The sequence below is a fragment of the Eisenbergiella tayi genome (assembly GCF_001881565.1).
In the GTDB taxonomy this organism is placed as follows: Bacteria; Bacillota; Clostridia; order Lachnospirales; family Lachnospiraceae; genus Eisenbergiella; species Eisenbergiella tayi.
Window position 1 is genome coordinate 187,894 of sequence record NZ_MPDJ01000002.1, and the last position, 26,389, is coordinate 214,282.

Here is a 26,389-nt window from a genome sequence, read left to right on the forward strand (position 1 = left end):
CCCTGCGCCAGCCGTGCAGGGTTTCCTGTAAGGGGCGTATAAACTCGCCGGTCCTTAGGCCGCGTATTTTGCGGCCTTAGTACCGCTGCCTGTTTATCCGAGCGAAAGTGTCCCCTGTAAGGATTCCTGCACGGCTGGCGCAGGGGGAAGAAAATCCAAGCCGGCTGTCAGCCCCGAAAACAGGGGCCGGAGGGGATAGGGGTATGGGCGAAGTTTGAGTTTATTACATTAAAAAATACGGTAATTAGAAAACTTATACGCCAGGTAATATGATGTGGAAATAAAGATGGTTGAAATAATCGATTTGAATAATCCCACCGCTGTAGCGGCTCCATACTGCGCATCAATAAGACCCAGCCTGTAAATAAAAGTATCCAGAATATCTCCGCTCTCATAGACTGCTTTTGTATACAAATTAAATACCTGATCAAAGCCTGCATTCAAAATATTGCCAAGGCTTAATACCATCATAAGTACGACGATCCCCCTTATTCCGGGAAGTGTAATATGCCATATCTGCTGCAGGCGGTTGGCACCGTCTGTTTCTGCAGCCTCATATAAACTGGTATCCACTCCCACTATAGCCGCCAGATATACAATTGCATTATATCCGAAGGTTTTCCAGATATCTGTTACAATTAAGGTTCCTTTGAAATACCTGTTATCTCCTAAAAAGAAGATGCTTTCCCCACCCAGGGAATTTATAATCCCATTAACGATTCCGGAGCCCGGAGATAACAAATCTATGAATATTCCTCCCAAAACCACCCATGATAAAAAATATGGGAGATATACCACCGTCTGGATCGTCTTTTTAAATTTAATATGATGAACTTCATTCAGTAATAATGCAAAAACAACCGGAACTAAAAGGCCGAGCACAATTTTCCATGCGGCAATAATAACAGTATTAACCATTGCCTGTTTAAACCCCGGCAGGGAAAATACATAGGTAAAGTTATCTAACCCAATCCATTCCTGATTTCCGAACATACCTTTACTCGGGATAAATTTTTGAAAGGCAATGACAAGTCCCGCCATTGGCACATAATTAAAAATTATAATCAATATTATCCCGGGAAAAAGCATCAAGTGAAGAGGAAATTCTTTTCTGAATTTGGCTAAGGAGTATTTGCTGCTTTTACGGTTCACTTTTTCACCTCTCATAGCTTTTCAACGATTAGCTGCCGGCAAAGAGCTAAGTATGTACAGCTCTTTGCCGCAGCGTAACCTGATATATTTCACTAAAGTTTTTATTTATTGGAGGAATACCATTCGTTAACCTCTGCGGTCATATCATTGCCGCCGGCATTTTTCCATTCCTCAACCACCTTGTCAAACGCATCTATCTTTTCCTGGCCTGAAATAATCTTAAGGAATGTCTGATCCAGCATATCGTCCAAGGTTGACTTTTTGGCAGTCATGACTTCACCGGGTGCTGAAACGAATTTATTATATACAGGTGCCGCATTTTCAGAATCCTGATATTTTAACAGGATACTCTGTCCGCCCTCTTCACCGAATACGCCAAGCCATCCCCACATGGTGTCATCGCCCTGCAGAGCCTTATAGCAGTACTCCCACATGGAATACTGTTCCCCTGTCAAGTCCCCGGGTTCTCCTGTTTTTAACGGTTCTGCAATCGCTTTTGTTGTAGCCTGGTTTTTGTCCGGTGTACTTGTAATTCCGACCGGTGCCAGTTTCCATACCCCTTCCACTCCGTTTCCGGGATTTGCATATACCGTATATTCATTCTTTTCCGGATCCAGTACTTTTTCGCAGTAGAGATTCATTAACTGGATTAAAGCTTCGGGATGTTCGCAGTTCTTACTGACCACATACCAGCTTGTGGTTGCCATTTCAATTCCCGGAGCCGCTTTTTCACCGGCCTCTTCCATGGGTATCATGAACGGTTTCCAGTCTGCCTCCGGAATGGCATTCTTGACTGTCTGCAGAAAATCCAGAGGCGTTGCATGAAATCCGTACATGGCCCCGCATTTCCCGTTGACAAGTGCTTCCGCTGCCTTCTGGTTATCATTTACGTAAAACTCCTGATCGATCAGTCCTTCTGCATACAGCTCTGCCAGGGTACTCAATGCCTGCTTCATCTCCGGTGTCGTACTGCCGTAAACCAGGCTGCCCTCCTTATCCTCCACCCAATAGGTCGGGTATGCATGGTATGCGTTGCAGATTCCCTTTATATCAAACTGATTCCCATATAAATCGTTCCCCATTTCAAGCCCTATGCCGCCTTCTCCCGCATAGTCCTTAAATGCACGCAATACTTCTTTCAACTCATCGATGCTTGCAGGTGCGCTTAAGTTCAATGCATCCAGCCAGTCCTGACGCAGCCACAGAATCTGCGCCCTCTCAATATCACAGTCGGAAATCGGCAGACCATAGACCGAACCGCTATAGGTAACTGCATCAAAAGCACTGTCCCCAACCGTATCATACAGTTGTTTCACATAATCACTCGCATATTCATCAATATAGGGTTTTAAATCCACAATCAGATCCGCATCCACTAATCTTTTCAAATCTTCTTTTCCCACACTTGCTATGTCGGGAATTTCACCGCTTGAAATCGCAGCATTGAATTTTTGTTTATAGAGATCTCCATCTGATGCGATCCAAAGATACGTAACATCATACCCCAATTTTTCTGCGATTAAATCCGTCCAGATATTATCCTCATATGTACTGCCTTCCATTTTAGCAAAGACGCTGGATTCCACGGTGGAATCCTGTGCCCGGACAAAGGTAAGCGGAGCAAGACCTTCACTCTGTGCAGTCCTGTCCTCACCCGCTTTCTGACTTTCTTCCAGCTTTTCTGATTCCACATTTGCTGTGGTACTGCCGCAGCCTCCAAGCGCTGTGATTACCATCATCGCGCTCAACACAATTGCTACTGTTTTCCTTTTCATGATAACCTCTCCTTTTTTATATTCAGCCGTGAAGCCCCATTCCCTTACGGGACTACAGCAACTGTTTCTTTTATGCTTCGCTTCGTTAATACAATCTAAACATTACTACTAATTCTTCTTTTTATCTGTCGTATTTTTTTTCAATAATATCGTTTTTTAACGTAAGTACGAATTAAAGAAACAACATTGCCTGAATTTATTCTGCTTGCTTCAAGGTCTTTTCCATCCTAAAAAAATATAGGTACAGAATAAAAGTGAAAATCACTTTTATCTGCACCTATAATGTGAGATTACCATTGCGTTTTATTAATAGTTTTTCAAATCCATCACCATAAACCCAGCACCCACTGCAGTGTAAGGCTGACTATTGTAATGGCAATCCAGCAGACAAATCCCAGCGTAATCGGCTTAGCGCCTGTCTTTACCAGCTTTACCACATCCGTATTCATTCCTATTGCCGCCATAGCCATAACAATAAAGAATTTACTCAGCTGCTTCAGCAGGCCAAAGACCTCATTGGCTGCCGCCAGGGCCGTTCCTGAACAGAACGAGGTAATAACTGTTGTAATGACGGATGCGGCGACAAAATAGAGAATAAACATGGGAAATACGGATTTCAGGCTGACAGTCTTACCTTCCCCCCGGTTCTCCTTCTCCTCTCTGCGCATTCTCACAAATGCAAGGGCAAGGGTTATCGGTATAATCGCAAGGGTTCTTGTCAGCTTTACTATGGTTGCATATTCAAGCACCGCTCCGTTCGTTCCATGCAGGGTATCCCATGTGGATGCCGTCGCCGTGACCGATGAGGTATCGTTTACCGCCGTCCCTGCAAAAAGACCGAAGCCCGTATCAGTCAGGCCAAGCCAGCCTCCCAGGGCAGGAAAAAGCAGTGCCGCAATCACGTTAAACAGGAAGATAACGGATATCGCCTGTGCGATTTCTTCATCATCCGCTTCCATTACCGGGGCTGCTGCAGCAATTGCCGAACCGCCGCAGATGCTGGAGCCTATGCCAATCAATGCCGCAGTCTTCCCGGGAATCCTAAGGAGCTTATACATAATAAATGCTGCTAAAAGAGATGTGCTGATAGAAGAAACAATGATGGGAAGAGAAGTCATCCCGACTTTGCCGATAGTAGCCAGATTCAGGCCAAATCCAAGAAGGATTACCGCATACTGCAGAACCTTTTTCGAGGTAAATGCAATCCCCTCACCGCAGCCTTTTTTATCCTTCATCCATATAGCAAGCACCATTCCTACGATAATCGCGATGACCGGTGCCCCTATCACTTCCAATGCACCGACTGCTACGACCAGCAGACGGCACGCCAATGCAATCAGAAAACATAATAAAATACCTTTTCCATTTTTCTTTAAAAATTCCATGATCCACCTCATTTGTTTTTTTCTCCCAGATTATACTATTAACAAATGATAATGTACATTTATATATTTTTATAAATCAATAAGTATTTCTTATGATTCATCATGCTATGATTCGCTTAAAGCAATTATTTCTTTGAAATCAGGAAGCTCCTTCCGAGTAATTACCTTATCATTGTTATAAAAATTTTTAATGACGCTGCCTGGTAAGAGATGATCGGAATGCCCGCCGCAGCCCGGCTCCCTTATCAGATAATCCTCCCCCCAGAGAAGACAGCCAAGCCAGTATATCCCGTCTCTGGCCGCATTTTCGGGTTCCGGCAGAAAACCGCTTTCCGAGAGCATAACCGGTTTCACTGTATCTGTATAGTCCAGAGCATTCAAAAACTTATCCCCCTGGGCGCTGATACAGCTTTTTGCAGGATAAATATCCTCACCGATAATATCCACATAAGCATCTCCCGGATACCATTCCTCTCCCATTCCGCTGTATACCCATATCAGGTTATGCAGGTCATATTCCCGGGTAAATTTATCAAACATCAGCCTCCAGAGCTTTTTATAGCAGTCCGGCCCTCCCCGGCTCCACCAGAACCATCCGCCGTCCGCTTCATGAAAAGGCCGCCACAGCACAGGGATATCCTGCTTCTGAAGCTTCTGCAGTTCCATGGCCATTCTGTCCAAATCCTTCATCAGCAGTTCGCAGCCTTCTTTATCCCTGCCATTGAGCACAGCCTCCAGGTCAATGGTGGTTTCGTCTGCATATAATGCCTGCCACCATTCCCCCCGCACATATCTGTCCGGCAGCAGCCAATGCCAGGAAAGAGCGATAATTCCCCCTTTTTCCCAGTATTCCTCCGCCCACTCAGTTACCTGCGGCTGCGCGCCGCGTTCCGCCGCAGTCAGGGAATAGTCCTTCATATCCATACCGAGTATGGCCGGGTACTCCCCGGTCAGTCTGTTTATCATCTGAATTTCTTTTCCGTCCGGCCCATATAAGCTATACTGTCCGGACAGTATTTTCTCTCCATAAATGCCGCACAGGTATTTCATCAGCTCCTCTGCACAGGTATCTGCTTCCTTATCGGCGAGTACCCCTGACGCCTGATAAACTTCATCGTCCATCGGAGCCGATTCTTTCAGATACAGACAGTCCAGATCCAGCCATCCCCAATCCTTTTCCAGGGTAATCCTATGTTCGCCCCGGGTAAGGTACACCCTCTTTAATACAGAATCCAGAAAAACATCGGATTCCTCTGTCAGGAGAATTCCTTCACACCTTCCGTCCACATAAATTGTATTTTCTTTTTTTCCTCCTATGCCGGAAGCGCGGAATACCAGATCATAAAAACCATCCTTTTCATTCTTTATGGTGAATATGATTTTATCCCCATCCTCTGTAAATCCGCTCACATAGGATTTTCCGGAAAAACCTTCTTTATCCGTCTGCCTTATTATCTTCCCCCGGATTTGGGCATCCTCTGCTTCATATCGCTCCTCATGTGCCGTCTCTTCACCCGCCAGAGGCTTATCTGCCGTATTTTCTCCTTTCAAACCGGCACATGCAGACATAAAAAATACCAATACGCAAAGACATCCCAACGCTCCCGTCTTATTCATAATATTAATCCTGCTCATCAAATAATTTGGGACATAGATATATCCTTGACCCTTTGCTGCTGATTTTTCGTGCCGGTATCCCTCCCCAGGTCGTTCCCGGTTCCGTAATATCTTCCACTACAACGGCATTCGCCCCGATAACCACATCATCCGCAATGGTAATGCCGCCCAGGATTTTGGCACCGGCACCGATAAAGCAGTTATTCCCTATTGTGGCCACCGCTCTGCTTCCTTTGTTTCCGCCTACCGTAACCTCCTGGCACAGCCGGCAGTTTTCCCCGATTTTGGTATCTTCATGAATCAGTATATTGCCGTAATGTGCAAGGGACAGTCCCTTTCCGCAGGAATTGGGATATACGGCGAAGTGAAGGCGGAGATTCTGATGCTTATGCCGATAGGTATAATATAAGCGGAATATTTTTCCAATGATTCCTTTCCCGCAGTTCGTCCAATATTCCAGCTTACGCAATACAATGAGATACTTCATTACCTCATCTCCGAATATATGGGGACGTTCATGATCCAGATAAGATGCGAGATAGTCTCTGCGCAGATATTCTTTTAAATCCGCCTTTGATTCAATCATTTGTTCTCCTCCTCTAATATAAAATTTTAAGCCACGAAAATTTCTGTGTACGGCTCAGTCTGAGCACAGCTTCCGATAAAAGCAGGGAAACCGCAACCACCACTAAATACTGTACAAACATGTTAACCAAATCTTTCTTCCATAACAGCTCAAGGGCCTTAATCATACACCGGTAGCCAAAATTCACCAGCATATGAAGGTAGTAAAACATCATACTCAATTCTCTGAGTTTTCCATATATTTTTCTGTCCTTCAGTTCCATATGCGTTATAAAATAAAACAAAAAGAACGACGCAGGAATCAGAAAGAACCACATTTCACCATTTGCCGTTATCGCATTAACCGGAAAAACAAAAACTTCCATATATCCCATCACCATGGAAAGGAAAAAGCCCGCGGCTACGGTTATCCCTTTTAATTTCACGCTTTTTCTTGCAAAAAACAGCCCTAATGCGATGAACAAAAAGCCAAAAAACAGGCCATAGTAGGATTGAATCCAGATACCGAGGGCGTAGACTGCGAAGGCAAAACAAACAATCACAGTGGGCTTTGCATGGATATACAGACACAGTCCGGTCACAGCAGTCCCGACACACAGGGCCGCCAGAAACCACAGCTGTGTATATGACGCCCCTCGGAAAATATCCGTGACTGCATAAAGGATCCCTTCCTTTATTCCTCCATACGGATATTTAATCACCTTATCCACGATGACAGCCGGCATATAGAGAAGTGTCCAGACAATATACAGCCGCAGAAATTTCATGATATATTTTTTTATCTGCCGGTATCCGTCCTTATCCTCCTCAACCCTGCGAAAAAGGAAAAAGCTTGTGGTCATAAAGAAGAAGGGTACCGTCAGACGCATAACATACTTAGTGGCAAAATCATTCCAAAACGGGGCTATATCCTGAAAAAATGCAATATGCGCGTATGCAACACACAAGCACATTAAAAATTTCGCCAGATCCACGGCATTGTAATTCTTTTTGAGCAGCATTGCTGAATCCGTCAGGGATTTATCCACTATTTTCATTTATCTGCCGTCCTTTCAGCCAGCCATCCGTATACGGTTTTCTCATGATGGACTGTTTCTTTTTGAAATTCCCCTCTGTAATTCAATTTGAATATACAGCTTTCTTCCGCTGTCTTCCTGACGGCGCTTTCCGAAAAGGGCGTATTCAGCAGGCCCTGCAGCTCATGACAGCCGGGATTGTTTACCGGGACACTATCAATCAGACTCCGGATCGCTTCGTCGTTTTCATAAAGGAAGTCAATGAGATAATCGATCAGGAAATAATCGATCAGCTCCTCCTGACTCCTGCAGTAAGCACACAAAAGATCCCTGCATGCTGCGCAAAGCGGACAGCCTTTCGGCGCCTTTATAAAGAACCCGCTCCACCGGTTTTCAGAAACATAAGTCTTATCCCTCCTGCCCTTCACCGTATAAAACTCATAATTTCTCATTTCTTCCTCCGGGCTGTCCATAAGAAATATTGTGGCATCGCACCAGATGCCTCCGTATTCAGCCAGCAGAGACATGCGGAGAATATCCGAGAAAAAGGCAAAGCTTATTTTCCCTTCCTCCAGCTTTTGATACACAAAATCCGGCAGCTCTATGTAATTCCTTATATTTTCCTCTGTAATAATCACTGCTTCTCTTTCCGGGAACTGTTCTTTCAGACTCCGGAAGCATATTTTTACCAGCTCCGGCGCATGTTCCGGTTTCTGCCACCAAAAACACCAGACTCTTTTTTCCTCCGGCCTCTGACCGCCTTTTCCCTTTTCATCCTTAATGCTTTCTCCGCCGTATTCCATACTGCCGCAGAATGCAGAAATCCATTCCTTAACCGCTTTTCTTCGTTTCATTTCCATGGAATAACGCACAGAGGACTTGGAAGGGAACAGTCTGCACAGGAACCGCAGCCCCAGTAATTTATACCCGAAGGCTTTTCCATAATTCAGCTTAAGCAAATCAGAAAGGCGTCCGCAGACCGCTGACATCAGCTTCCGTGCATCCTCCCTCTTCCACGAAACCGCTGTCATCAAAAGAAAATAACAGATTGTTCCCGCAATTCCTTTTATAAGAAACCAGAAAAAATTAGTTTCCGGTACAGGGCTGCAAATCAGCAGGACAGCCGCCGTTACGGCAGCGATAATCACAAAGTTCAGAAAATACTGTCCAAAAAAACGTTTCAGCTTTTTGCGGTATCCCTCTTTCACCGCATATTTAAAAAACACATAGGGCTCCACCCAAAACGATGTGAACAGGAAGCTTAAAACAGTCCCCATAAGGATACCTGCAATTTCATATTTCTGTACAAGTATTATGGATAAAACCAGATTTATGGCAGCCTCCAGCACCGGCTTATACCGATCATACCAGAAGACGCCCATCGTATCCCTGAAGCACATGATGACCTGCCGCATCCCGCCAAAATAGAAATCCATCAAAATAAGGCAGACGACAAAGGGGCCAAACACATATTCCTTTCCAAAGGTCAGCGTAATAAACGGCCTGAATAATAATGCCATCATTGCAACGCCGTAACCATAGCAGAGGAAGGAGGCCATATATAAAATCCGGTAGACCTCATATATCTTCCCGCTCTTTTCACTGGCTCCCAGATTCCCCACACTCGCTGTAAATGAAGCGAATATCTGCTGGAAAAAGAGGGAAACGCTGGAAAGAATCAGCCTGTAATTTGAATAAATTCCCACGCTCCTGAGTCCCACAAATGCCGACATAAGCAGGCTGTCCGTATTATACACACAAACAGCTCCTATTTTATGCATGGACATGGCTCCGATATTTTTATACAGCTTCCTTTTTTCCTCTTTTGTGGGAAGACTGTGTTTATCCTTATCAATATACGGATACATTTTCCCTGCCTGACGCGCGATTACCCAATTGGATAAAATATTGCATATAATCTGGACAAGCAGATAAAGGCTGTAGTTTTTTGTTGCCGCAAGAAGAATGATCTGAAGGAGATATCTGACTACGGTAAAAATATAGGTAACAAAATTACTTATATACTGCTTCTGATGCGCAAAAATAATCGATGCACGGTAGGTCAGCAGATAGGAAGAAACGGTCTGAAGCAAATACAGCACATAGTAAAGCCTTATATGCGCAATCTGCGTACCGCCCTTTATAAAATAACCAAGAAAGGGGAGCAAAACAATTCCTGCCGCGGCTACCCCCGCCGCAACCAGGCGGTACAGCCTCCTGTACATATTCAGCAGCCGGGTTATCTTCTGCTCATCCTGATCCGCAACCGGTTTATACATGCCATACAGCATGGCGGTGCCTATTCCCAGTTCGGTTACGGACAGTACATTGAAAATATTGGACAGAAGCCCGTTCACTCCCAGGTAATCCACGGAAAGATATCTGACCAGCATGGAGCGGCCTGCGAAGGCCAGTATCAGGTTAAAGAACTGCCCGAACACATTTACGGCCATATTGATTAACGAACTTTTGGTCCTCATACTGTTACCCCGTTTGCAGGCATGTACACCCCTGCCTTAACCAAAATTTTTTCCAGATAGATATACAGATACAGCAGGAAAAGATTTTCTTCCCGCATGGCCGTAAGTATTTTTTTTCTTATAAAGGTAATTCCCGTATTCACTTCCGTTCTGTTCAATGCGGTGCGGAAGCCGTCATACTCCAGCAGCTTGCGTATCTCTCTGTTCCTTTCCCTGCAGCTCAGGCCGTTTCCGGGACGCAGATAATATGCCGCCCCCATATAGGCCGCATAAAGCTTGTTGTAATCAAGTGCCGGTATTGCCCCTTCTCCCTTTTTCTCCCTTACCAATCTATCCATACAAGTAAACAGACTGACCGCATTTTCATAAAAGCCTCCCCTGTATGCCTTGCTGCCGGTTCCCTGTATATTCCGGTAATGGTACATACCTTTATTCTCACATACCACAACGTTTTCCGCATTCAGCAGACAGGCATAAACACAGCACAAATCTTCCCCTACGCTGATCCCGGGATCTACGGATAGCATATTGGGGACTATCAGCTCCTTTTTATATGCCTTTCCCCAAAAAGCCGGATTCAGGTAATACTCATAAAAAGTACCGGAATACAGCATATTATCCTGCAGTGTTTTCAATGAGTCTTTGCTGTATCTCCCGGAATGGACCGGATATCCCTGAAGAATCGTCTTATCCTCAAATTCCAGATAATTATTTCCGGAAATCACCATGTCCGCCCGATTATCCTCAATCAAATCCCTGTATACTTCCAGCATATCACTGTCAATCCAGTCATCGCTGTCCACAAAAACAAGATACTTTCCCTTTACCAATCCCAGGGCTGTATTGCGCGCTTTGACCACCCCTTCATTCTCTTTATGAATCACGGTAATGCGGCTGTCCTGCGCGGCATAGCTGTCACAGATTTCGGGGCATCCGTCAGGAGACCCATCATCCACAACTATCGCCTCAAATTCCCCGCAGGTCTGTCTTAAAATGCTGTCCAGACATTCCCGCAGATATTTCTCCGTTTTATAAACAGGAATAATAATACTAAAAAATGGGTTATCCAATCTTATCTCCTTTCTGTCAGTTCCTGACATACATAATTACTCAGGAGCAATTGTCCCTCTGTATTCGGATGCATCCCTGTTCCTATCTCCGGATCGTAATCGTAATAGACTTCTCCGGGATCCCGTTCTTCAATACCGCTTTTTTTCAGTTCGATCACTCTCAGTCCGCATTCTTCGCCAATACTCTTTATAAGCTCATTGGCCTCGTCCACCTCAAAAGATGCTTTGGACGGACGGAAATAGCTGCACAGCACAATTTCCGCATCCGGGTACCGCGTCTGCATCCTCTCAAGCATTTCCCGATATTCCGCTCTGAACTCTTCCTGAGAACACCCCCTGAATAAATCATTTGCCCCCAACAGGACCAGAATTAAATCAGGCGTATGCTCAGGCGTGTGCAGACTGACACATCTTTCTTCATTTCCTCCGGTACCGTCACCCGCCGGAAGCACTCCCGAGCCGCTGCAGCCGTTAATGCCGCAGATATTCATCCCCAGCTTCAAAGCCGTCTGGTACCACCACATCGAACTTACCTCCATGCCGCTACCGGCTCTGTATTCCGGATAAAAGCCCTGGGGAATATATCCTTCGTAAGAACTGATGCTGTCCCCCAATACGGATAAATACTTTCCTTTATATGTACTCTCCGCCTCCATTTTCCAAGTGTTTTTCAACTTCAGGCCGGATATATCGTCATTCTGTACGGCAATATATAAGGCATATGCGTTTTCGGGCACTGTTATCGTATGTTTACCGCTCCCCAGCCTCCACATGGACTGAAAGCTTCCGTCTTCTTTGCAGCTCATAATCAAATGCTCTTCCTCACAGGTGAAATGGATGCTCATCTTTTTTAACGGCTCCATCTGATCCCTGCATATGATAACGTATGTTGACCAGCCCTCCTCTTTATATTCCGTGATTCCTTCTTCCGACCAACGAAATACGGTTTCCTCTCTGAGCTGATATAATAAATCACGCCCCTCCTCCCTTACTGACAGCGCCCTGTTATAATAATAAACTGCGAAAAATAAAAGAATTATCACAAGTATCACTGCCGTCAGCCCTGTTGCAGCGGCTGCCTTGTTTTTCCGCCTCTTCATATTTTCTCTCCGTTCACCAGTTCTTCCACTATTCTCAGATAACCATCCGCCGACCTTTCCAGGGAAAAGTCCTGCGCCCTTCTGCGCAGGGCATCCTTGTCAGGCTTTTCCCTCAAAGACTCCCTCACCGCCTGCGCAAACAGCTCTTCCTTTCCCGGCTCCACCAGTGTTCCATATTTCCCGTGGGCAAGGATTTCATCAGGACCGGAGCGGCAGTCCACACTGACGATACGCGCCCCACAGGCCAATGCCTCGATCAGCACGGTAGGAAGCCCCTCATATCGGGAACAGAGCACTACCGCATCCGCATCCGCATAAAAACTATAGGGATTTTTCGTATAGCCGTAAAAATCCACAGAATCCCTGATTCCAAGCCCGGCGCACGCTTTCTTCAGCTCCTCTTCCAGCTCCCCGATTCCCAGAAGAATAAGCCGGTAATCCTCATCCCTGCAAAGCCGGCTCAGAACCCTTAACATAAACATGTGATTTTTTTGATAGCTCAGACGCCCTGAGAGCACAAGCGTATGCCATTTTCTTTCCTTCACCAGCCAGGGATGTCCGGTATCCTCCCGTGCCATCTGATAAATCTGCGGATAAATGACCGGATTGCAGACCGTAACCACCTTTTGGCCGGAGGCATTGCTTACCCGCAGATAGTCCTCACGAACTCCCTGTGAGACAGCAATCACGCGATCGAACTGCCTGTCCAGCAGCGGAATGGCTTTTTCCCGGATTTTCTGAAAACTATGCGTTTCCATTGACAGTGTATTGTGCAGTACCTCCACCAGGGGAATCCGTTTGCGGCATAAAAAGGCGGCTATGGCAGCAACCTGGCTCATCTCCGCAGTAACGCAGAACAGTACGTCGTATTCCTGTCCTTTCAAAACTCCCGCCAGGCTGCGGATATTTCTTATATTTTTCTCAAGCTTTGAACGCTCCGCAATGTCCATATCAATAACCGGTATCTCCGTTCTCAGAAGATACCGGCTTTCCCCTTTGCCGCTCCGGACGATAAAGGTTACCTTATGCCCGGCTTCATACAGCGCATTCGCAAGGATCACCGTCATCCGTTCCGCGCCCCCGCCGTCAAACTGATGCATAAAGATACCAATACGCCTCTTTATTGTCTGCATAATTTAGCACGCTCCTTTTCAGCCTGTTTATCAAATTCATATGCCATAACAGCAAGCGCGACCGTAATGTTCGGGAAAAAAAGGACATAGGTATTATCTGTCAGATAGGTAATATAGCTGTTAAAAATAATGGCGAATACAATGATCCCATGGTCGATATTTCTCTTCATAAAATAACCCACCCGGATAAAAAACAAACCGAAGGCCCATATCATAAACCCTGCAAATCCCTGTTCAATATATTGCCGGAGAAAATCATTATGTATATCAGATACCCCCACACGCGTCGTTATATCTCCCATCTGAATCATTTTAGTGACAAAACCAAGTCCTCTGCCTATATATGTTATGTTTAGCTCATAATACTGCCGCATATCCTCATACATATAGACTCTCGCCATGGTATTGATTCCCATATCCGTCAGCCAGTTAAACAAACCGTTGCCTATCAGCCAAACATATACATATGCCCCAATACCGCATAGCCCGCACAAAAACAAAGTGGCTTTTTTACCGGCCTCCCTGGGAAGACACCGCAGAAGCCATCCCAAGACACAGGCTATGCCTGCCGACAAGAGTACAATTCTCTTAATGCTTATGACAGAGAACACCAGCGCCAGCAGGATGGCCCCTATATGCTTCTTTTTATTCCCTTTTGCCGAAACCACAAAATACACAATATAGGTGGCCAGCGAAAACTGGAGCGATACATTTTCCATTATTGTCATCAAAGGGCCCGTTTCCAGAGAAAAGGTAGCCATCAGCCTGATAAATTCCTCAACAAATGCGCCTATCCCTCCCTGCAGGACAGCCCTGACAGCCGCTATGGCATAGGTCAGGGACATGGCGGCCAAATCCATAAAAACTCCCTTTTCCCCAAAAAGATAAAGGGTTGCAGCGGCTGTCAGAACGGCAATTATCTGGTAAACCGCCACAAACACGCCTCTGACTATGACTGCGGGTTCCGACATATCCAGCAGCCAGACAATCAAAGAGAAAAAGATGCTCACAAAATAAAGAACAGATAAGATACCGGTATATTTTAATGCCAGTATTCCATTGCCGATATTCGGTTTTATAAGAAAGGAGATACAGGCCAGCAGAACAATCCCGATTCCCAGAATATAAAAGTAAAGAATATGATATCCGCCGACCATAACACCTACATCTTCAAAGGTGAATGAGCAGTACAGCAATGTCATCAATATAAGATAGACAGCCGATACCATTACTTTTCCGATTCCTTTCATATCCGGCTCCCTTCCTCTACTCTGTCATTTCTGCAGGTTTTATATGATAAAGCGAATTCATAAGCAATACTTTAATACGGTAAATTCCGGTTTTCTTTGTTTCTGCTATCCCGTATTCAAACTCTATTTTACATTCTTCATCCCTGTTATAATCCATGACCGCATTCCTGATAACTCCTGCATAGGCTTCGGCCTGCTCTTCAGAAGTCTCCTTTGCAAAAACCACAAATTGCCCGATCCCGTTTACTGCAAGAAAACAGTCGTCATTTGAGCTGAAGGTCTGTTTGAGTATATTGGCAAAATCCCTGATCATCTCATCTGTTTTGTCTCTGCCGAATTTATTATTTTTCTGCTGAATATCGGAAAGCTTAAAGGTGATACAGCTGAAAGAATCCGGCAGAAGCTTTCTGAAGGATGCCATATAATGGTCGCATCCCTCCCTGTTGGGAAGCTCGTATTTATTGTCTCTGTATATATAATATTCAAAGATATCCAGCAAACGGCCCACCACCATAACCAGGACGCTCATAACACATGCGAAAATAACAATGATCAAAGCGGCATAAAGCATCAGCTTATACTGCTGTTCGATTACCACATTGGTCATCACGCTGATATTGGCGGCTCCTGCATATTCATTATACTCACTGTTGGTCACAGACAATTTCTTATATAATTCATCCAGTCTCTCAATGAGTGAAGTCATTCTCGAATCCATCTGCTCAAGAGCCTCTTTTTCGCTTACCTTGCTTACTGTGGGAAGATTTTCGGCCTCCGCATTTTCTTCTTCGGCCTCCTCCGGATTATCCTCTGCGGCTTCCGTATTTTCAGCCGGCCGGCCTTCTTTCTCTTCTTCCTCTCCTTCCTCCGTTTCCGCCGCTATCCCGGTTTCCTCCTCAATATTTACGGCCACTCCGGTTCCTGTCTGTTCCGTCCCTTCAAACACTTCAATAATATATTCATAATAGGCCACATCAATCAAAGCAGCCTCAAAGCTCTCTCTGTCCCGGACATAATCCTTCATCAAAGTATCATAACTGGTCCTCCTGTCTGCAGGATTCCATTGCTCCGTATTGTTTTCATCCTGCACATACCCCTCATGTACATTATCAAGGATATAATCTGAGCTGATGTCCGTATTTCCCGATTCACGCATCATATTTACGTAGGAATCGATGATCTCCTGAATTCCTTTTATTTCATCCTCCGTAGTGCCGTTCTTCCTGAAAAAATCGGCAATCCGGTTTCTGTACTTATTCAGCAGCTTTTCTTTGTCCTTCGTCACTCTGTTATTTAATATGTAAGCGTAAATATTATTTATATCTATCTTACTCAGGGAATCAAACTCATGATACAGGTCTGCAAAGGAATATCCGCTGTCCGAGGAACGGTAATAATAATTATTGTTTGCCTTATTCAAAAGATTCTCCAGCGTACCCTGTACGGAATCATCAATAATTTCAATCATTTCCAGATAGTCATAATCTCTCTCATCCAGCTTTGAAATGTTATTGGAGGATACCTCGCCGTTGATATGGCGTGCCCCGTATAAACCGATATAGGCATCAAGCATATGATCCAGGACCTGCCTTGAAAACTCTTCCGGCTCACGGCTGTCCTTTCGTGTGGCATAAAAGGAGACGCTGAATTCCGTAGGCTTTTCCTCCACAACCTCACCTACCTCATTTTTTGCTTCCTGTACGGCTTCCATTTCCGGTGTGACCACTTCCTCCACAACTACCCTGGAACGGAATTCATCCAGATTAAATTCGCTGTACTCCATGCCCATCTGCTCAAAAACCTTTGACATAACCTCTTCGGAGTAGATTTCCGTGATGTCAATATCGCTTCCGTCCGGAGCCAGCCCTTCTTCGGCACGTTCATTGGTGTATCTGATGACAGCGGTTGCGGTATAATGCTGTTTATTCAGCATTATCAGATAAAAAACACCTCCTGCCAGCAGGGAAACCGCCACAATAAAGATTTGATATTTTTTAATATATCTAAGAACATTAAACGACTGCATATCTGCTCTCCTCTTCTTCTCCATTCCATAACAATGGCTTTTGTTTCCCGGCTATTTTCTTCTTTTTTCCCGTACGGGAAGTACAAACATCAGCAGTACGGAAAATACTAAAAATATCGCCGTATACACCGCACCCTTTTTCACCTGGAACCGGTCTGTGAACTTCAAATCCCGGCTGTTTACATACACCAGACTCAGATAATCCCCCGATGTTTTTTTATCATATTCCAGAAGCGTCGTTTTCATAAGCTGTGCATAATAAGTGAGTTCATTTTCCAGACCGGACAGCATTTCTTCGGCCTGCCGGTATTTCGCATCCTCAGCGGTGCTGTTCAGCATCTGTGTTATCGTATAATTATTTGTGGCAATCCCCAGCTGTTCCTTCGTCGCCTGAGACAGCCGTTCTTCCGCTTCCCTTGCAAAATAATCCACTCCGATCTGTGTCCGGGACATGTAGAATTCTCTGTTTTCATCCTCTGTGGGCACCAAAACAATAGAGGCCATATCCCTTTCATATTTATCTATCGCTTCCAGCCTTACCTGATAGGCGGTAAGATGCTTCATGTAATAAATATTGCTTATCCGGTTGATATAATTCAGTTTGGATATGTACTGTGTCCTGTCCCTGACCAGTCCGTTTTCCAGGACAAACGCCCGGTATCTTTCTATCTGGACATCCCTGAAGCTGTTGATTTTTTTCTCCAGAGAGGTAAATGTTTCCCCTGTCTCTTCAGACTGGAAGCTCCGGCTTTCCGCCTGCAGCATCACCGCATAAGTCTGGACACTGTCAGCCTTTGCATCAATAATATCTGCCATATCGAGATAATCAGTATTATCCGTATCACTGAAATCCATTTCCAGTATGTTGGTTTTTCTGGAGTACATCTGAATAAATTTCTCATAATAACATTCAGCCACGGAATTGACTACCTTTTCCGGATCCAGGCTTCTTGTTTTCCAGGAAGCCGCATATTCCAGATTATATTCCGTAGAAATATAATACTGGTCAATAGAAATTGTTTCTCCGTCATCTACAGGTGTTACAAGCAGGCAGCCCTTCAGTTCCTCTGCGGTCACACCGGAAAAACCGCCCTTCACAATAGCTGCCTCCAGCACATCGTCATCCAGTATCTCCGAAACGCTGAACTTGGTATTATTAGGATTTAAGCCACTGGAGGAGGACGGATAATTCAGGCCGATTCGTATAGTGGCCTCCGTCATTCTTGTGATTTCCAGCGACAGGACAAAGAAAGCAATATAGATTACCCCGGCAAGTATGATTATCCAGAAACGGCGTTTGAAATGCCTCATCCCTGTCTTCAGGGTATCCACAATATTCTTTTTCCCCTGTGCCAGTATTCCTGTCAGGCATAACAAAGAAAGCAAAAGCGGAATCCCAATCATTACATAATCAAGCAGCTTACTTATTTTCATAATTCTCTTCCATCCCTTCTTATCTCGGACTGATATCCACAACAACCAACTCCGGTTTATTATTGATTCTCGGTATCAGCCCATGATTGCCCAGCCCTCTGGTCACAATCAGGTTCCCTTCTCCCCATGGATACAGCCCTCCTGCATACTCAGGGAAAAATCCCGTATCCCAATGAAACAGACCTCCGATACCGGGTATTCTGATGAGGCCCCCGTGATAATGCCCCGCCACTCCCAAATCCACCTTTGCGGACTGCAGTCTTTCTGTAAAAAGGTCCGGATAATGAGCCATGAGAATTTTGTATTCCTTTCCTTCTTCGAATTCCGCCTCAAACTGCGCATCTTCCTCATTATAGGTTTCCGCATTTGCCGCCATTGCCCCAATTTTAAGGACATTGCCATTCACCGTAATTGTTTCATAATTTGTATACATGAAATGGACGCCTGCTTCATACAGATATTTATCCAGAGGCACCTTTTTCCCTGTATACATCAGATTCCCTTCATGATTCCCCAATATGTAATAAACCGGCGCGATCTTTACCAGATAACCGCACAAATCAACAATCCCGGATACATCTGAATCCGTGTCGTTTATCATATCTCCCGCCATTAAAATAAGATCCGGTTCCAGTTCCTGAAGCTGCGTTTTCAGCCGCTCATTCTTTTCCCCGAACGTTCCGCTGTGAAGATCCGCCATGATAACCAGCCTTAGAGGAGAATTGATTTGATCCGAGCTGAGCTGGTAATATGTCAGTTCGATTTGTTTGTTATCAATGAAATCGGATTTCAGAATCACTGCAGAACACAGAACCACAATTATCCCCAGAATAAGCATGATGCGGATTCTTCTGCGTTTTCTCCTCTTTTTCAATCGGAGTATCTCTTTTCTTACCGCCTCGCTTCGGAAACCTTTTCTCTCCAAATCCTCCAATAGTATGCCTCCAGTGTTCTTATATTTTTTTGAAGCGTAAATTTATCCTGTATGACAGAAAAACCATTCTTGCTGAATTCTTCCCGCTGCAACGGATCATTCAAAAGGGAAATCATCCTTTCCGCCAGCGAATCCTTATCACCCGGCTGAATAAGAAAACCGTTTTTACCGTTCTCTATCACCTCAGGAATAGAAGCGATATCCGTACTGATATTCGGTATCCCTCTGGCCATTGTCTCCAATATGCTCATCGGCAGTCCCTCCCCATATGACGGCAGGACATGTATGGCCGCCCTTCCTAAAAACTCCGCTTTCTTTTCAGCTTCCGCCCAGCCGATATACGCAATCCGGTGCCGGATTCCCAGTTCTTCTGCAAATGAGGCCGCGCCTGCTGTTTCACCGTCTCCGCAAAGATAGCATTTCGTCTTTTGGGGGATCTTGTCATCTGCCGCTTTCAGCGCCTGAAGGAAATCGTAGGTTCCCTTCCTCTGTCCCAGCTTTCCTAAAAGAATGATGTCTGAAGCATTTCCTGTATAAGGATTTTCCTCCGGTACATTAACCGCGTTATACAGTACCTCTATTTTGGCCCCGGGCGCTTTTTCCCTGTATTTTTCTGCCAGAAGGGAACTCAATACCAGATTCAGCTCCGCTTCCTCCAGCGCCTTTTTCACCCATTTTCTTCTTCCCGCCGAAAGCGTATGATAAAAAGCTTCAAATTCCGCGCTGTGATGATGGAGGATTACCGGGATATGGAATCTGTGGCACAGTCTTTCCACCATTGCCTTGCGGTAAAAGCTTCCTCTCTCAGCCATATGTAAATGTGCCATATCGACTTTATGGGACAGAAGCAGCTTCATAATACGCAGATATGCAGTCAGGAAATAAACAGCCTTGGCGATACCGGAGCCTTCTTTGTGAGTCGCCACAAAAATAAAATCCACGCTCTTCCATTCCCGGGACTCCAGATAATTTTTAACCACGGTTACCATGCCGCCTTTAAAGGTATTGATGTCCGAGCAGCACATCAGTATACAAAGCCTGCTTTTCTCCCCGCTTTTTTTCATTGTGATTTCCCCGGCCTGTATTTCAGCACCATCCTCAAAATTTGAATATCATCTATAAAGTATCTTTTGAACAGCCTCTTGGGTTCCTGAAGGAAACGGAAAAACCACTCCAGTCCGTATCTGCTCATCCAGGCCGGGCACCGCTTAACATTTCCTGCCAGGAAATCAATTGTCGCCCCTGCACATATGGAAATGCCCGCCTTATATGTATCCCGGTTTTCGTACACATACCTTTCCTGCTTCGGGCATCCCAGACAGACAATAACGATATCCGGTCCGGCACTATGAATGGCAGCATTCATTTTTTCTATTTCCTCCGGCTGGTTTTCAAAGCCATAAGGAGGCGAGTACCAGCCGGAAATCTGAATTCCCGGATATTTCATCAACAGATTTTCCGCTGCCCTTTCTGCCACGCCCTCTCCCCCGCCGGCCAGAAAAAGCTTTTTTCCTTTCTGTGCCGCCATCCGGCAAAGCTCGGGGACAAAATCGGAACCTGAAATTTTTTCCGGAAGAGGTGTTTTAAACAGCTTCGAAATCCAGATAATCGGCATGCCATCTGCCAGAACCATTTCCGACTCATTCAAAGCCTGTTTCAAAAGTTCGTCTTTCTCCGCTTTTATAGCCACATCCACATTTACGAACATAATGCTGGTCCTCTTTTTTTCTTCTATATTACGGAATACCTCCTCAAGGAGCTGTTCCTGTTTTACAGCATTAAAACGGATATCGAGCATTTTTATCTTCGTTTCTTCTCTCATGCCTGTCCTCTTTTCCGGTTTAATCTCCTTCTTCCCTTCCCAATAAAAAATCAACAAACTCCGCCAGGCTGCCGCAGGTGAAATCGGCGTTTTGCAGTCCTCCCACTCCGGCCGTATGACAGCCGGCCGCTTTCCCGGCCCTCATATCCCTTTCACTGTCCCCTGCCATCCAGGAATTCTTCAAATCAATATTGAATTTATCCGCTGCCTTCAAAAGCATGCCCGGTTCCGGTTTTCTGCAGCTGCATGGAATTTTCAGGGATGCAACCTCCCCGGGAAATCCTCCGTCCGGGTGATGCGGACAATAGAAAATATCATCCACATACGCCCCCTGTTCTCCCAAAAGAGTTTCCATCCTGTCGTGTATCTCCCGAAGCTGTTCCTCCGTAAGCTCCCCTCTGGCAATAACCGGCTGATTCGTCACGACAATGACAAGATATCCACTCTCATTCAGTCTCTTAACCGCCTTCCCCGTACCGGGAAGAAGCACCAAAGCTTCCGGTGTCCGTATATATCCCCGGTATTCATTCATCGTGCCGTCTCTGTCAAGAAATACGGCTTTCTGCCTGCGGGAAAGATTCCGTTTTTCCACCTTGCCCTTCAAAAGATCCCTTTCCACCATCCGGTATCGTTCCGGGGTTCCCATATCCTTTACATATTCCGGCGACATATATGCGTACAGCTGTCTGTCTTCAATTAATGGCCGGAGTATCTCTCTGTCCAGATCCACCCTTTGAGGCTGTTTGAAAAGACCTCTTCTCTCCGCGTGCAAAAACAATCCGGGCGATAGGATATGTATGCCTGCATTCACTCTGTTTCCATACCATTTTCTCTTGTCCTCTTTATGCAGCCATTCCCTGACAAGCCCCTTTTCATCCGCTTCTATTATCCCGCTGTCAAACGGATGGTCATTGGGGTGTGTTAAAATGGTTGCTAACCCTCCAAAGGTCTGATGTGCCTTATAAAAACGCTCTAAATCGATATCAAAAATGATATCTCCATTGATAAGGAGAAAATCTTCCTTCATCGTATCCTTCAGATAATAAAGCGCCCCTGCCGTGCCTAACGGGCTTTCTTCATTTATATATTTCAGCGGAATACCGATATTCCTTCCTCCTGCCGGCGCCGCTCCGGTACCGTCACCAAAATATTCTCTGATCACGTGCCCCAAATACCCCGTAACGAGTATCACTTCATCGATTTCCTGTTTTTTCAGCCACTGCAGCTGATATTCCAAGATTGGTTTACCGCAGAGCCTGAACATCGGCTTGGGTATACTGCTGTCCAGAGAAGCTATTCTTTTTCCCCGGCCGCCTGCCATGATAACCGCCTTCATTCCGGATTTTTCTCCTTCCTGCAGCTATTCCCTGCCCTTAACCTCCCGGTCTTCCTTTTCCTCTTCCTGCGCACCTTTCAGCTGTTTGATTTGCTCTTCCAGTTCTGATTTTTCCTTCTTCAGGATTTCCATTTCACTGAGCAGAAAATCGATATACTCCAGAACATCTTCTTTCTTATAACCGCCGAAAACCGAGGTGCGCAATGCCTCCAATCCGTTACTCCAATTTTCCATCTGCCTTCACTACCTTCTTTTCCCTTTCGCTTATCGCGCTTTTCAATTGTTCCATCACTACTTTCCCGCTGGCATTTACCGGAAATTCTTCAAATGTATACAAATATGCAGGAACTTTAAAATCGGCAAGATATTTTCTCACATAATCCTGTACCTGCTCCAGGGAACATTGTCTGTCATTTTCCCATATAACGCATGCGGCCACCTCTTCCTGAAGGACCTGCGCCTTTATCCCCACCACTTTTACTTCTTTTACCTCAGGCATCTGGACAATCACATTTTCTATTTCTGCCGGAGCAATATTTTCCCCTCCGCGCAGTATGATATCCTTTATCCTTCCCGTCACATGAAGATATCCTCCTTCATCCAGATATCCCCAGTCCTGTGTATGCAGCCATCCGTCCTCATCAATGACCTGCGCGGTTTCCTCGTCTTTCCTGTAATACCCCTTCATCACAAGATATCCTCTGGTCTGGATTTCTCCCTCTTCTCCTGCCGACGCGGCCCGGTTTTCCTCTTTTCTCCATATCCTCACCTCCACATGCTCCATGAGGGTTCCCGAAGTGCCCGCCTTTGTTTCGATTGGGTCGTCCCATCGGGATATCGTCACAGCCGGAGAGGATTCTGTCTGTCCGAATGCCGTCTGCAGATGAGGTATCTTCGTTTTTTCATATATTCTGTAATACTCAGAGGGTATAATCGGAGAACCTGCCATCAAACCGCTTTGCAATGAACTGATATCATATTGAGAGAAATGCTTATTATGGATTAATGCAAGATAAAAAGTTGGAACTCCATTAAATACGGTACAGCGGTATTTCTCAATTACCTCCAGTGCCTCCGTACTGCTGAAGCAGGGAAGCAGCCTCAATGAGGCCCCGCTGCATATGGCCCCCAGGATTCCCACCGTAACACCGAAGCAATGAAATAAGGGCACTGCAGTGCACATGACATCACTTCCGCTCCAATGCATCCGTTCCACCATGCCTGCGGCATTATTCACCAGATTATAATGTGTCAGCATTACCCCTTTCGCCCTGCCGGATGTACCGGAAGTAAATAAAATACTGATCACATCATCACAGGACAATGTCTCTTCCGCCCTTCGCAGCATTCCCCTGTCTTTTGCATCCGCTGTTTCCGCCTTATGCACCATCTCTGTCATAGAGATGATCTGTTTCAGGCAGGGCGTTTTATCTCTTTCCATTTTCTGAAGCAAAGGAAAGAGAGAGCCATTTTTTCCGTCACTGTAAATAATATATTTAATATCATTTTCCCTTACCAGCACTTCCAGCTCACTGATCGTAAGGGAAATATTCACAAGAACACTGATCACTCCAAGCCTTGCCAGTGCCAGATACGTAATCACCCAATCTGTGCTGTTGACTCCCCAAACAGCCGCATGATCCCCTTTTTTCAGGCCCAGCTGCAGATAAAGCAGAGCCAGCTTTTCCGCGGAATCAGCCGTTTCTTTCCAGCTGCAGCTTTTATGGCTGTCTCCGATACAGGCAGCATCCGGAGTCAGCCGCACCCGTTCCTTCAATAATTGTCCGATTGTAATTTTCCTCAGTTCCATCTGTTTTCTCTTTTCCTATATCTGTATAAATATCCCCGGCTTAATGATGTATCTCCGCCTTTTCCCATTTGTTGCTGTAATCGTCGTACCAGACATCATCCTCAATCACCCTTTTTTCTCCCTGAGGCACATAGGTTTCCGGTACATAATAAATAACGCTTGCCCCCTGTTCTTCAAAACGGAAAGGCACATAAAGCAAATCATTCAGTGCATAGCGGACCGCCGCCTGCTTATCGAGCTCCGCGTAAAACAATATAAATCCGCCGCCCCCAGCACCCAGCACCTTGCCGCCGAGCGCACCGGCTTTTTTTGCCTTCTCATATATCTCATCAATTTTTTCTGTTGATATATCCTTATTAAGGCTTCTTTTCAGTTTCCAGCTATAGTCCAGCAGACGGCCGAAATCATTTAGGTCACGTTCCGGATTTACCAGAATTTTCTCAGCTTCTTCCGTCAGGCTTTTCATTTCAAGCAAATCCTGTATTTTGTCCTTCAGACATTTCCTTGTTGATACCTGTATATCAAAGGAAAATCTGGCAAAACCGGTGAAAAACAGCATAAGGTTCGAATTCAGCTTCCTTTTTCTGATAGGATATACAATCACCGGATCCACACGGTACCCTGTGGAATCAAAGGTTATTTTATTCAGTCCGCCAAAGGATGAGGCAATCTGATCCTGAAGGCCCCCTACCTCTTTGCATAATCCCCTTTCCAGGTAAATGGCCTCATCGGCCAAAGCTTTTTTATCCCGGTACTGTCCCTTAATCAGATGGAATGCATTCAGCATCCCCACCGCAAAAGAACTGCTCGTTCCCAAACCAGAGTGTTTCGGCAAATCCGCTTCATAGGTCAGCCGGATTTCGTGGATATCCAGCTCTCTCATGGCTTCCCGAATCATCGGATGCTGAACCTCACTGATAAAATTGACTCTTTCAATCTGTGAGTAGCAGATTTCAGATGTATATTCAAAAAAACGAGGCAGATGTCTGACTGTCACATAGCAATATTTGTCAAATGTTGTTGATAATACGGAGCCGCCATATTCCTTGAAAAATTCCGAAAAATCTGTTCCTCCTCCAAAAAAAGACATTCTGAACGGTGTTTTTGTTATTATCATATCCTATCTCATCCCTCTGTTTTTTCCTGAAACCGCCTCATAATCTGTATATCCGCTTTCGTTTTACATTGATACCGATATCCTTCTGTATGCAAAAAAAACTTTTACTACAGAATTATGGTTCTGTAGTAAAAGTTTTCTCTCTTTTCTATATGGATAAATAAATATCCTATTTTCCGGTTAAAAATAGCGTAAAACCTCAGCCTGTTAATGTTAGGCATTAACAGGCTTATTGAGTTTTGTGCAATTATTTCAATTCTCTTTCACAATCTTATTTGATTTTTTGCTGCTTTGGTATTATTTTGTTGAAAAAGAGAAACTAATCGGATATAATGTTTTTGTCCGATTACTATGTAAGCATTTATATTGTATTATCTACAACAGAACCATAATTCTGTTGTTTTTTTATATAATCAGCTGGAGTTTTGTAAGCGTCTCTTCATGCTCCTTAAGGCTCACCGCAATATAACAGCGGGTAGTCTCTACCGAAGAATGTCCCAGGATATCTGCAAGATGTGCAATATCTTTTTCTATCGCATAGTAGCATTTCGCAAACAAATGTCTGAAATTGTGAGGAAACACTTTATTCGGATTAACAAGTGCATCCTCACAAAGCCTTTTCAGCTCGCGCCATATATTGCTCCTGTTAAGAGGCTTTCCGTTTCTGCTTTTGAAAAGATATCCGTTCTGAATCCCCGCCTGGGATGCATAGGATAATAATTTTTCTTTTAATCCCTTCGGTATCAAAATAATACGGCATTTTCCTTTCATATCGATTTCTGCTTTTCCCCTTTTCACCGCCTCAAGTGTTATATACTGAAGCTCGCTGATCCGGATTCCGGTTCCGCCCAAGGTCAGCATCAGGTAATAAAGTCTGTTTTCCTTTTTGCTCTTAGCTGTCTCAAGCAGCTTCCTGTATTCTTTTTCCGTCAGTTCCCGGGATTCCTCCGCAAAAGCCCTTCTTTGTATTTTCAGGAATTTTACCTTCCATTCCGATTTGTCAATAAATTGAAGAAAAGAATGAACAGCCGCAAGCTTCCCGTTAACCGTCCGGGCCTGATAATTTTTTCTTAACGCTTCCCGGTATTCGAGAATGGAAGCTTTGCTTCGTTCATGGTTCTCCAGAAAATCCAGAAGCAATTTTACCTCACTTACATATTTCTCTATCGTAGCCTTTGATTTTTCGTTAATTAACAGTTCCTCTTTATATCTTTTCAAGTAATCCTGCTTTGTTATTTCCATGTCCATTAGAAACCTCCTGTAATTTATAATAAAAAGTATTATACGATTAACATGCATTTGATATTAAGTCCTTCTTCTGTAAAATGATTCTTCCTTATCATCGGT

At 44.9% G+C, this 26,389-nt stretch carries 21 protein-coding genes; all 21 read right to left on the reverse strand.

Going from position 1 to position 26,389, the window contains the following annotated elements; all coding sequences use genetic code 11:
* Window positions 1-228: 228 nt before the first annotated feature.
* Window positions 229-1,167 (reverse strand): ABC transporter permease, encoded by a 939-nt coding sequence (locus BLA28_RS09415; protein WP_069156873.1) that lies wholly within the window; start codon window positions 1,165-1,167, stop codon window positions 229-231.
* Between the two features lie 86 nt (window positions 1,168-1,253).
* Window positions 1,254-2,927 carry an extracellular solute-binding protein gene (locus tag BLA28_RS09420; RefSeq protein ID WP_069156872.1) on the reverse strand — a complete coding sequence of 558 codons (1,674 nt, stop codon included), beginning with the start codon at window positions 2,925-2,927 and terminating at the stop codon, window positions 1,254-1,256.
* Between the two features lie 326 nt (window positions 2,928-3,253).
* A complete protein-coding gene (locus BLA28_RS09425) occupies window positions 3,254-4,312 on the reverse strand; it encodes a YeiH family protein (RefSeq protein WP_069157352.1) in 1,059 nt (352 codons plus the stop codon).
* Between the two features lie 105 nt (window positions 4,313-4,417).
* Window positions 4,418-5,929, reverse strand: coding sequence for a glycosyl hydrolase (locus BLA28_RS09430; protein ID WP_069156871.1), 1,512 nt, complete (start codon window positions 5,927-5,929; stop codon window positions 4,418-4,420).
* Window positions 5,930-5,933: 4 nt separating this feature from the next.
* Entirely contained in the window at window positions 5,934-6,515 is a 582-nt protein-coding gene (locus BLA28_RS09435) for a serine O-acetyltransferase (protein WP_069156870.1), read from the reverse strand.
* A 13-nt stretch (window positions 6,516-6,528) separates the two neighbouring features.
* A complete protein-coding gene (locus tag BLA28_RS09440; RefSeq protein WP_069156869.1) occupies window positions 6,529-7,551 on the reverse strand; it encodes an acyltransferase family protein in 1,023 nt (340 codons plus the stop codon).
* Window positions 7,548-10,010 (reverse strand): capsular polysaccharide synthesis protein, encoded by a 2,463-nt coding sequence (locus tag BLA28_RS09445; RefSeq protein ID WP_069156868.1) that lies wholly within the window; start codon window positions 10,008-10,010, stop codon window positions 7,548-7,550. Before BLA28_RS09445 ends, BLA28_RS09440 begins: the two co-directional genes overlap by 4 nt.
* Window positions 10,007-11,080, reverse strand: a complete 1,074-nt coding sequence (locus tag BLA28_RS09450; protein WP_069156867.1) for a glycosyltransferase family 2 protein — start codon at window positions 11,078-11,080, stop codon at window positions 10,007-10,009. Before BLA28_RS09450 ends, BLA28_RS09445 begins: the two co-directional genes overlap by 4 nt.
* A gap of 2 nt (window positions 11,081-11,082) precedes the next feature.
* Complete coding sequence (locus BLA28_RS09455; RefSeq protein WP_069156866.1) at window positions 11,083-12,180, reverse strand: SGNH/GDSL hydrolase family protein; 1,098 nt, start codon at window positions 12,178-12,180, stop codon at window positions 11,083-11,085.
* Window positions 12,177-13,313, reverse strand: coding sequence for a glycosyltransferase (locus tag BLA28_RS09460; RefSeq protein ID WP_069156865.1), 1,137 nt, complete (start codon window positions 13,311-13,313; stop codon window positions 12,177-12,179). Before BLA28_RS09460 ends, BLA28_RS09455 begins: the two co-directional genes overlap by 4 nt.
* Complete coding sequence (locus tag BLA28_RS09465) at window positions 13,301-14,563, reverse strand: hypothetical protein (RefSeq protein ID WP_069156864.1); 1,263 nt, start codon at window positions 14,561-14,563, stop codon at window positions 13,301-13,303. The genes BLA28_RS09460 and BLA28_RS09465 overlap by 13 nt, the downstream gene beginning before the upstream one ends.
* 16 nt (window positions 14,564-14,579) lie before the next feature.
* Entirely contained in the window at window positions 14,580-16,589 is a 2,010-nt protein-coding gene (locus BLA28_RS09470) for a diguanylate cyclase domain-containing protein (protein ID WP_069156863.1), read from the reverse strand.
* Window positions 16,590-16,640: 51 nt separating this feature from the next.
* Window positions 16,641-18,023: a YveK family protein gene (locus BLA28_RS09475; RefSeq protein ID WP_069156862.1), complete on the reverse strand. Its 1,383-nt coding sequence runs from the start codon at window positions 18,021-18,023 to the stop codon at window positions 16,641-16,643.
* 19 nt (window positions 18,024-18,042) lie between these two features.
* Window positions 18,043-18,897 carry a metallophosphoesterase gene (locus BLA28_RS09480; RefSeq protein WP_141702904.1) on the reverse strand — a complete coding sequence of 285 codons (855 nt, stop codon included), beginning with the start codon at window positions 18,895-18,897 and terminating at the stop codon, window positions 18,043-18,045.
* Window positions 18,898-18,914: 17 nt separating this feature from the next.
* On the reverse strand, window positions 18,915-20,021 hold the full coding sequence (locus BLA28_RS09485; protein ID WP_069156861.1) for a glycosyltransferase family 4 protein: 1,107 nt from the start codon (window positions 20,019-20,021) through the stop codon (window positions 18,915-18,917).
* Window positions 20,018-20,779: a WecB/TagA/CpsF family glycosyltransferase gene (locus BLA28_RS09490; RefSeq protein WP_069157350.1), complete on the reverse strand. Its 762-nt coding sequence runs from the start codon at window positions 20,777-20,779 to the stop codon at window positions 20,018-20,020. Before BLA28_RS09490 ends, BLA28_RS09485 begins: the two co-directional genes overlap by 4 nt.
* A gap of 19 nt (window positions 20,780-20,798) precedes the next feature.
* A complete protein-coding gene (locus BLA28_RS09495; RefSeq protein ID WP_069156860.1) occupies window positions 20,799-22,115 on the reverse strand; it encodes an HAD-IIIA family hydrolase in 1,317 nt (438 codons plus the stop codon).
* A gap of 24 nt (window positions 22,116-22,139) precedes the next feature.
* A complete protein-coding gene (locus BLA28_RS09500; RefSeq protein ID WP_009255518.1) occupies window positions 22,140-22,349 on the reverse strand; it encodes a DivIVA domain-containing protein in 210 nt (69 codons plus the stop codon).
* Window positions 22,333-23,925, reverse strand: coding sequence for an AMP-binding protein (locus BLA28_RS09505; protein ID WP_071699079.1), 1,593 nt, complete (start codon window positions 23,923-23,925; stop codon window positions 22,333-22,335). The genes BLA28_RS09500 and BLA28_RS09505 overlap by 17 nt, the downstream gene beginning before the upstream one ends.
* Window positions 23,926-23,965: 40 nt before the next feature.
* Window positions 23,966-25,042 carry a GHMP family kinase ATP-binding protein gene (locus BLA28_RS09510; RefSeq protein ID WP_069152708.1) on the reverse strand — a complete coding sequence of 359 codons (1,077 nt, stop codon included), beginning with the start codon at window positions 25,040-25,042 and terminating at the stop codon, window positions 23,966-23,968.
* Between the two features lie 405 nt (window positions 25,043-25,447).
* Window positions 25,448-26,290 carry a tyrosine-type recombinase/integrase gene (locus BLA28_RS09515; RefSeq protein ID WP_044967334.1) on the reverse strand — a complete coding sequence of 281 codons (843 nt, stop codon included), beginning with the start codon at window positions 26,288-26,290 and terminating at the stop codon, window positions 25,448-25,450.
* Between the last annotated feature and the right edge of the window lie 99 nt (window positions 26,291-26,389).

What these genes read in the sequence shown, in the direction of transcription:
- BLA28_RS09430 (WP_069156871.1), bottom strand. Translation starts at nt 5,929, where the DNA reads ATGAATAAGACGGGAGCGTTGGGATGTCTTTGCGTATTGGTATTTTTT.
- BLA28_RS09500 (WP_009255518.1), bottom strand. Translation starts at nt 22,349, where the DNA reads ATGGAAAATTGGAGTAACGGATTGGAGGCATTGCGCACCTCGGTTTTC.
- BLA28_RS09420 (WP_069156872.1), bottom strand. Translation starts at nt 2,927, where the DNA reads ATGAAAAGGAAAACAGTAGCAATTGTGTTGAGCGCGATGATGGTAATC.
- BLA28_RS09495 (WP_069156860.1), bottom strand. Translation starts at nt 22,115, where the DNA reads ATGAAGGCGGTTATCATGGCAGGCGGCCGGGGAAAAAGAATAGCTTCT.
- BLA28_RS09465 (WP_069156864.1), bottom strand. Translation starts at nt 14,563, where the DNA reads ATGAAAGGAATCGGAAAAGTAATGGTATCGGCTGTCTATCTTATATTG.
- BLA28_RS09445 (WP_069156868.1), bottom strand. Translation starts at nt 10,010, where the DNA reads ATGAGGACCAAAAGTTCGTTAATCAATATGGCCGTAAATGTGTTCGGG.
- BLA28_RS09455 (WP_069156866.1), bottom strand. Translation starts at nt 12,180, where the DNA reads ATGAAGAGGCGGAAAAACAAGGCAGCCGCTGCAACAGGGCTGACGGCA.
- BLA28_RS09415 (WP_069156873.1), bottom strand. Translation starts at nt 1,167, where the DNA reads ATGAGAGGTGAAAAAGTGAACCGTAAAAGCAGCAAATACTCCTTAGCC.
- BLA28_RS09490 (WP_069157350.1), bottom strand. Translation starts at nt 20,779, where the DNA reads ATGAGAGAAGAAACGAAGATAAAAATGCTCGATATCCGTTTTAATGCT.
- BLA28_RS09505 (WP_071699079.1), bottom strand. Translation starts at nt 23,925, where the DNA reads ATGGAACTGAGGAAAATTACAATCGGACAATTATTGAAGGAACGGGTG.
- BLA28_RS09435 (WP_069156870.1), bottom strand. Translation starts at nt 6,515, where the DNA reads ATGATTGAATCAAAGGCGGATTTAAAAGAATATCTGCGCAGAGACTAT.
- BLA28_RS09470 (WP_069156863.1), bottom strand. Translation starts at nt 16,589, where the DNA reads ATGCAGTCGTTTAATGTTCTTAGATATATTAAAAAATATCAAATCTTT.
- BLA28_RS09515 (WP_044967334.1), bottom strand. Translation starts at nt 26,290, where the DNA reads ATGGACATGGAAATAACAAAGCAGGATTACTTGAAAAGATATAAAGAG.
- BLA28_RS09475 (WP_069156862.1), bottom strand. Translation starts at nt 18,023, where the DNA reads ATGAAAATAAGTAAGCTGCTTGATTATGTAATGATTGGGATTCCGCTT.
- BLA28_RS09440 (WP_069156869.1), bottom strand. Translation starts at nt 7,551, where the DNA reads ATGAAAATAGTGGATAAATCCCTGACGGATTCAGCAATGCTGCTCAAA.
- BLA28_RS09485 (WP_069156861.1), bottom strand. Translation starts at nt 20,021, where the DNA reads ATGAAAAAAAGCGGGGAGAAAAGCAGGCTTTGTATACTGATGTGCTGC.
- BLA28_RS09510 (WP_069152708.1), bottom strand. Translation starts at nt 25,042, where the DNA reads ATGATAATAACAAAAACACCGTTCAGAATGTCTTTTTTTGGAGGAGGA.
- BLA28_RS09425 (WP_069157352.1), bottom strand. Translation starts at nt 4,312, where the DNA reads ATGGAATTTTTAAAGAAAAATGGAAAAGGTATTTTATTATGTTTTCTG.
- BLA28_RS09460 (WP_069156865.1), bottom strand. Translation starts at nt 13,313, where the DNA reads ATGCAGACAATAAAGAGGCGTATTGGTATCTTTATGCATCAGTTTGAC.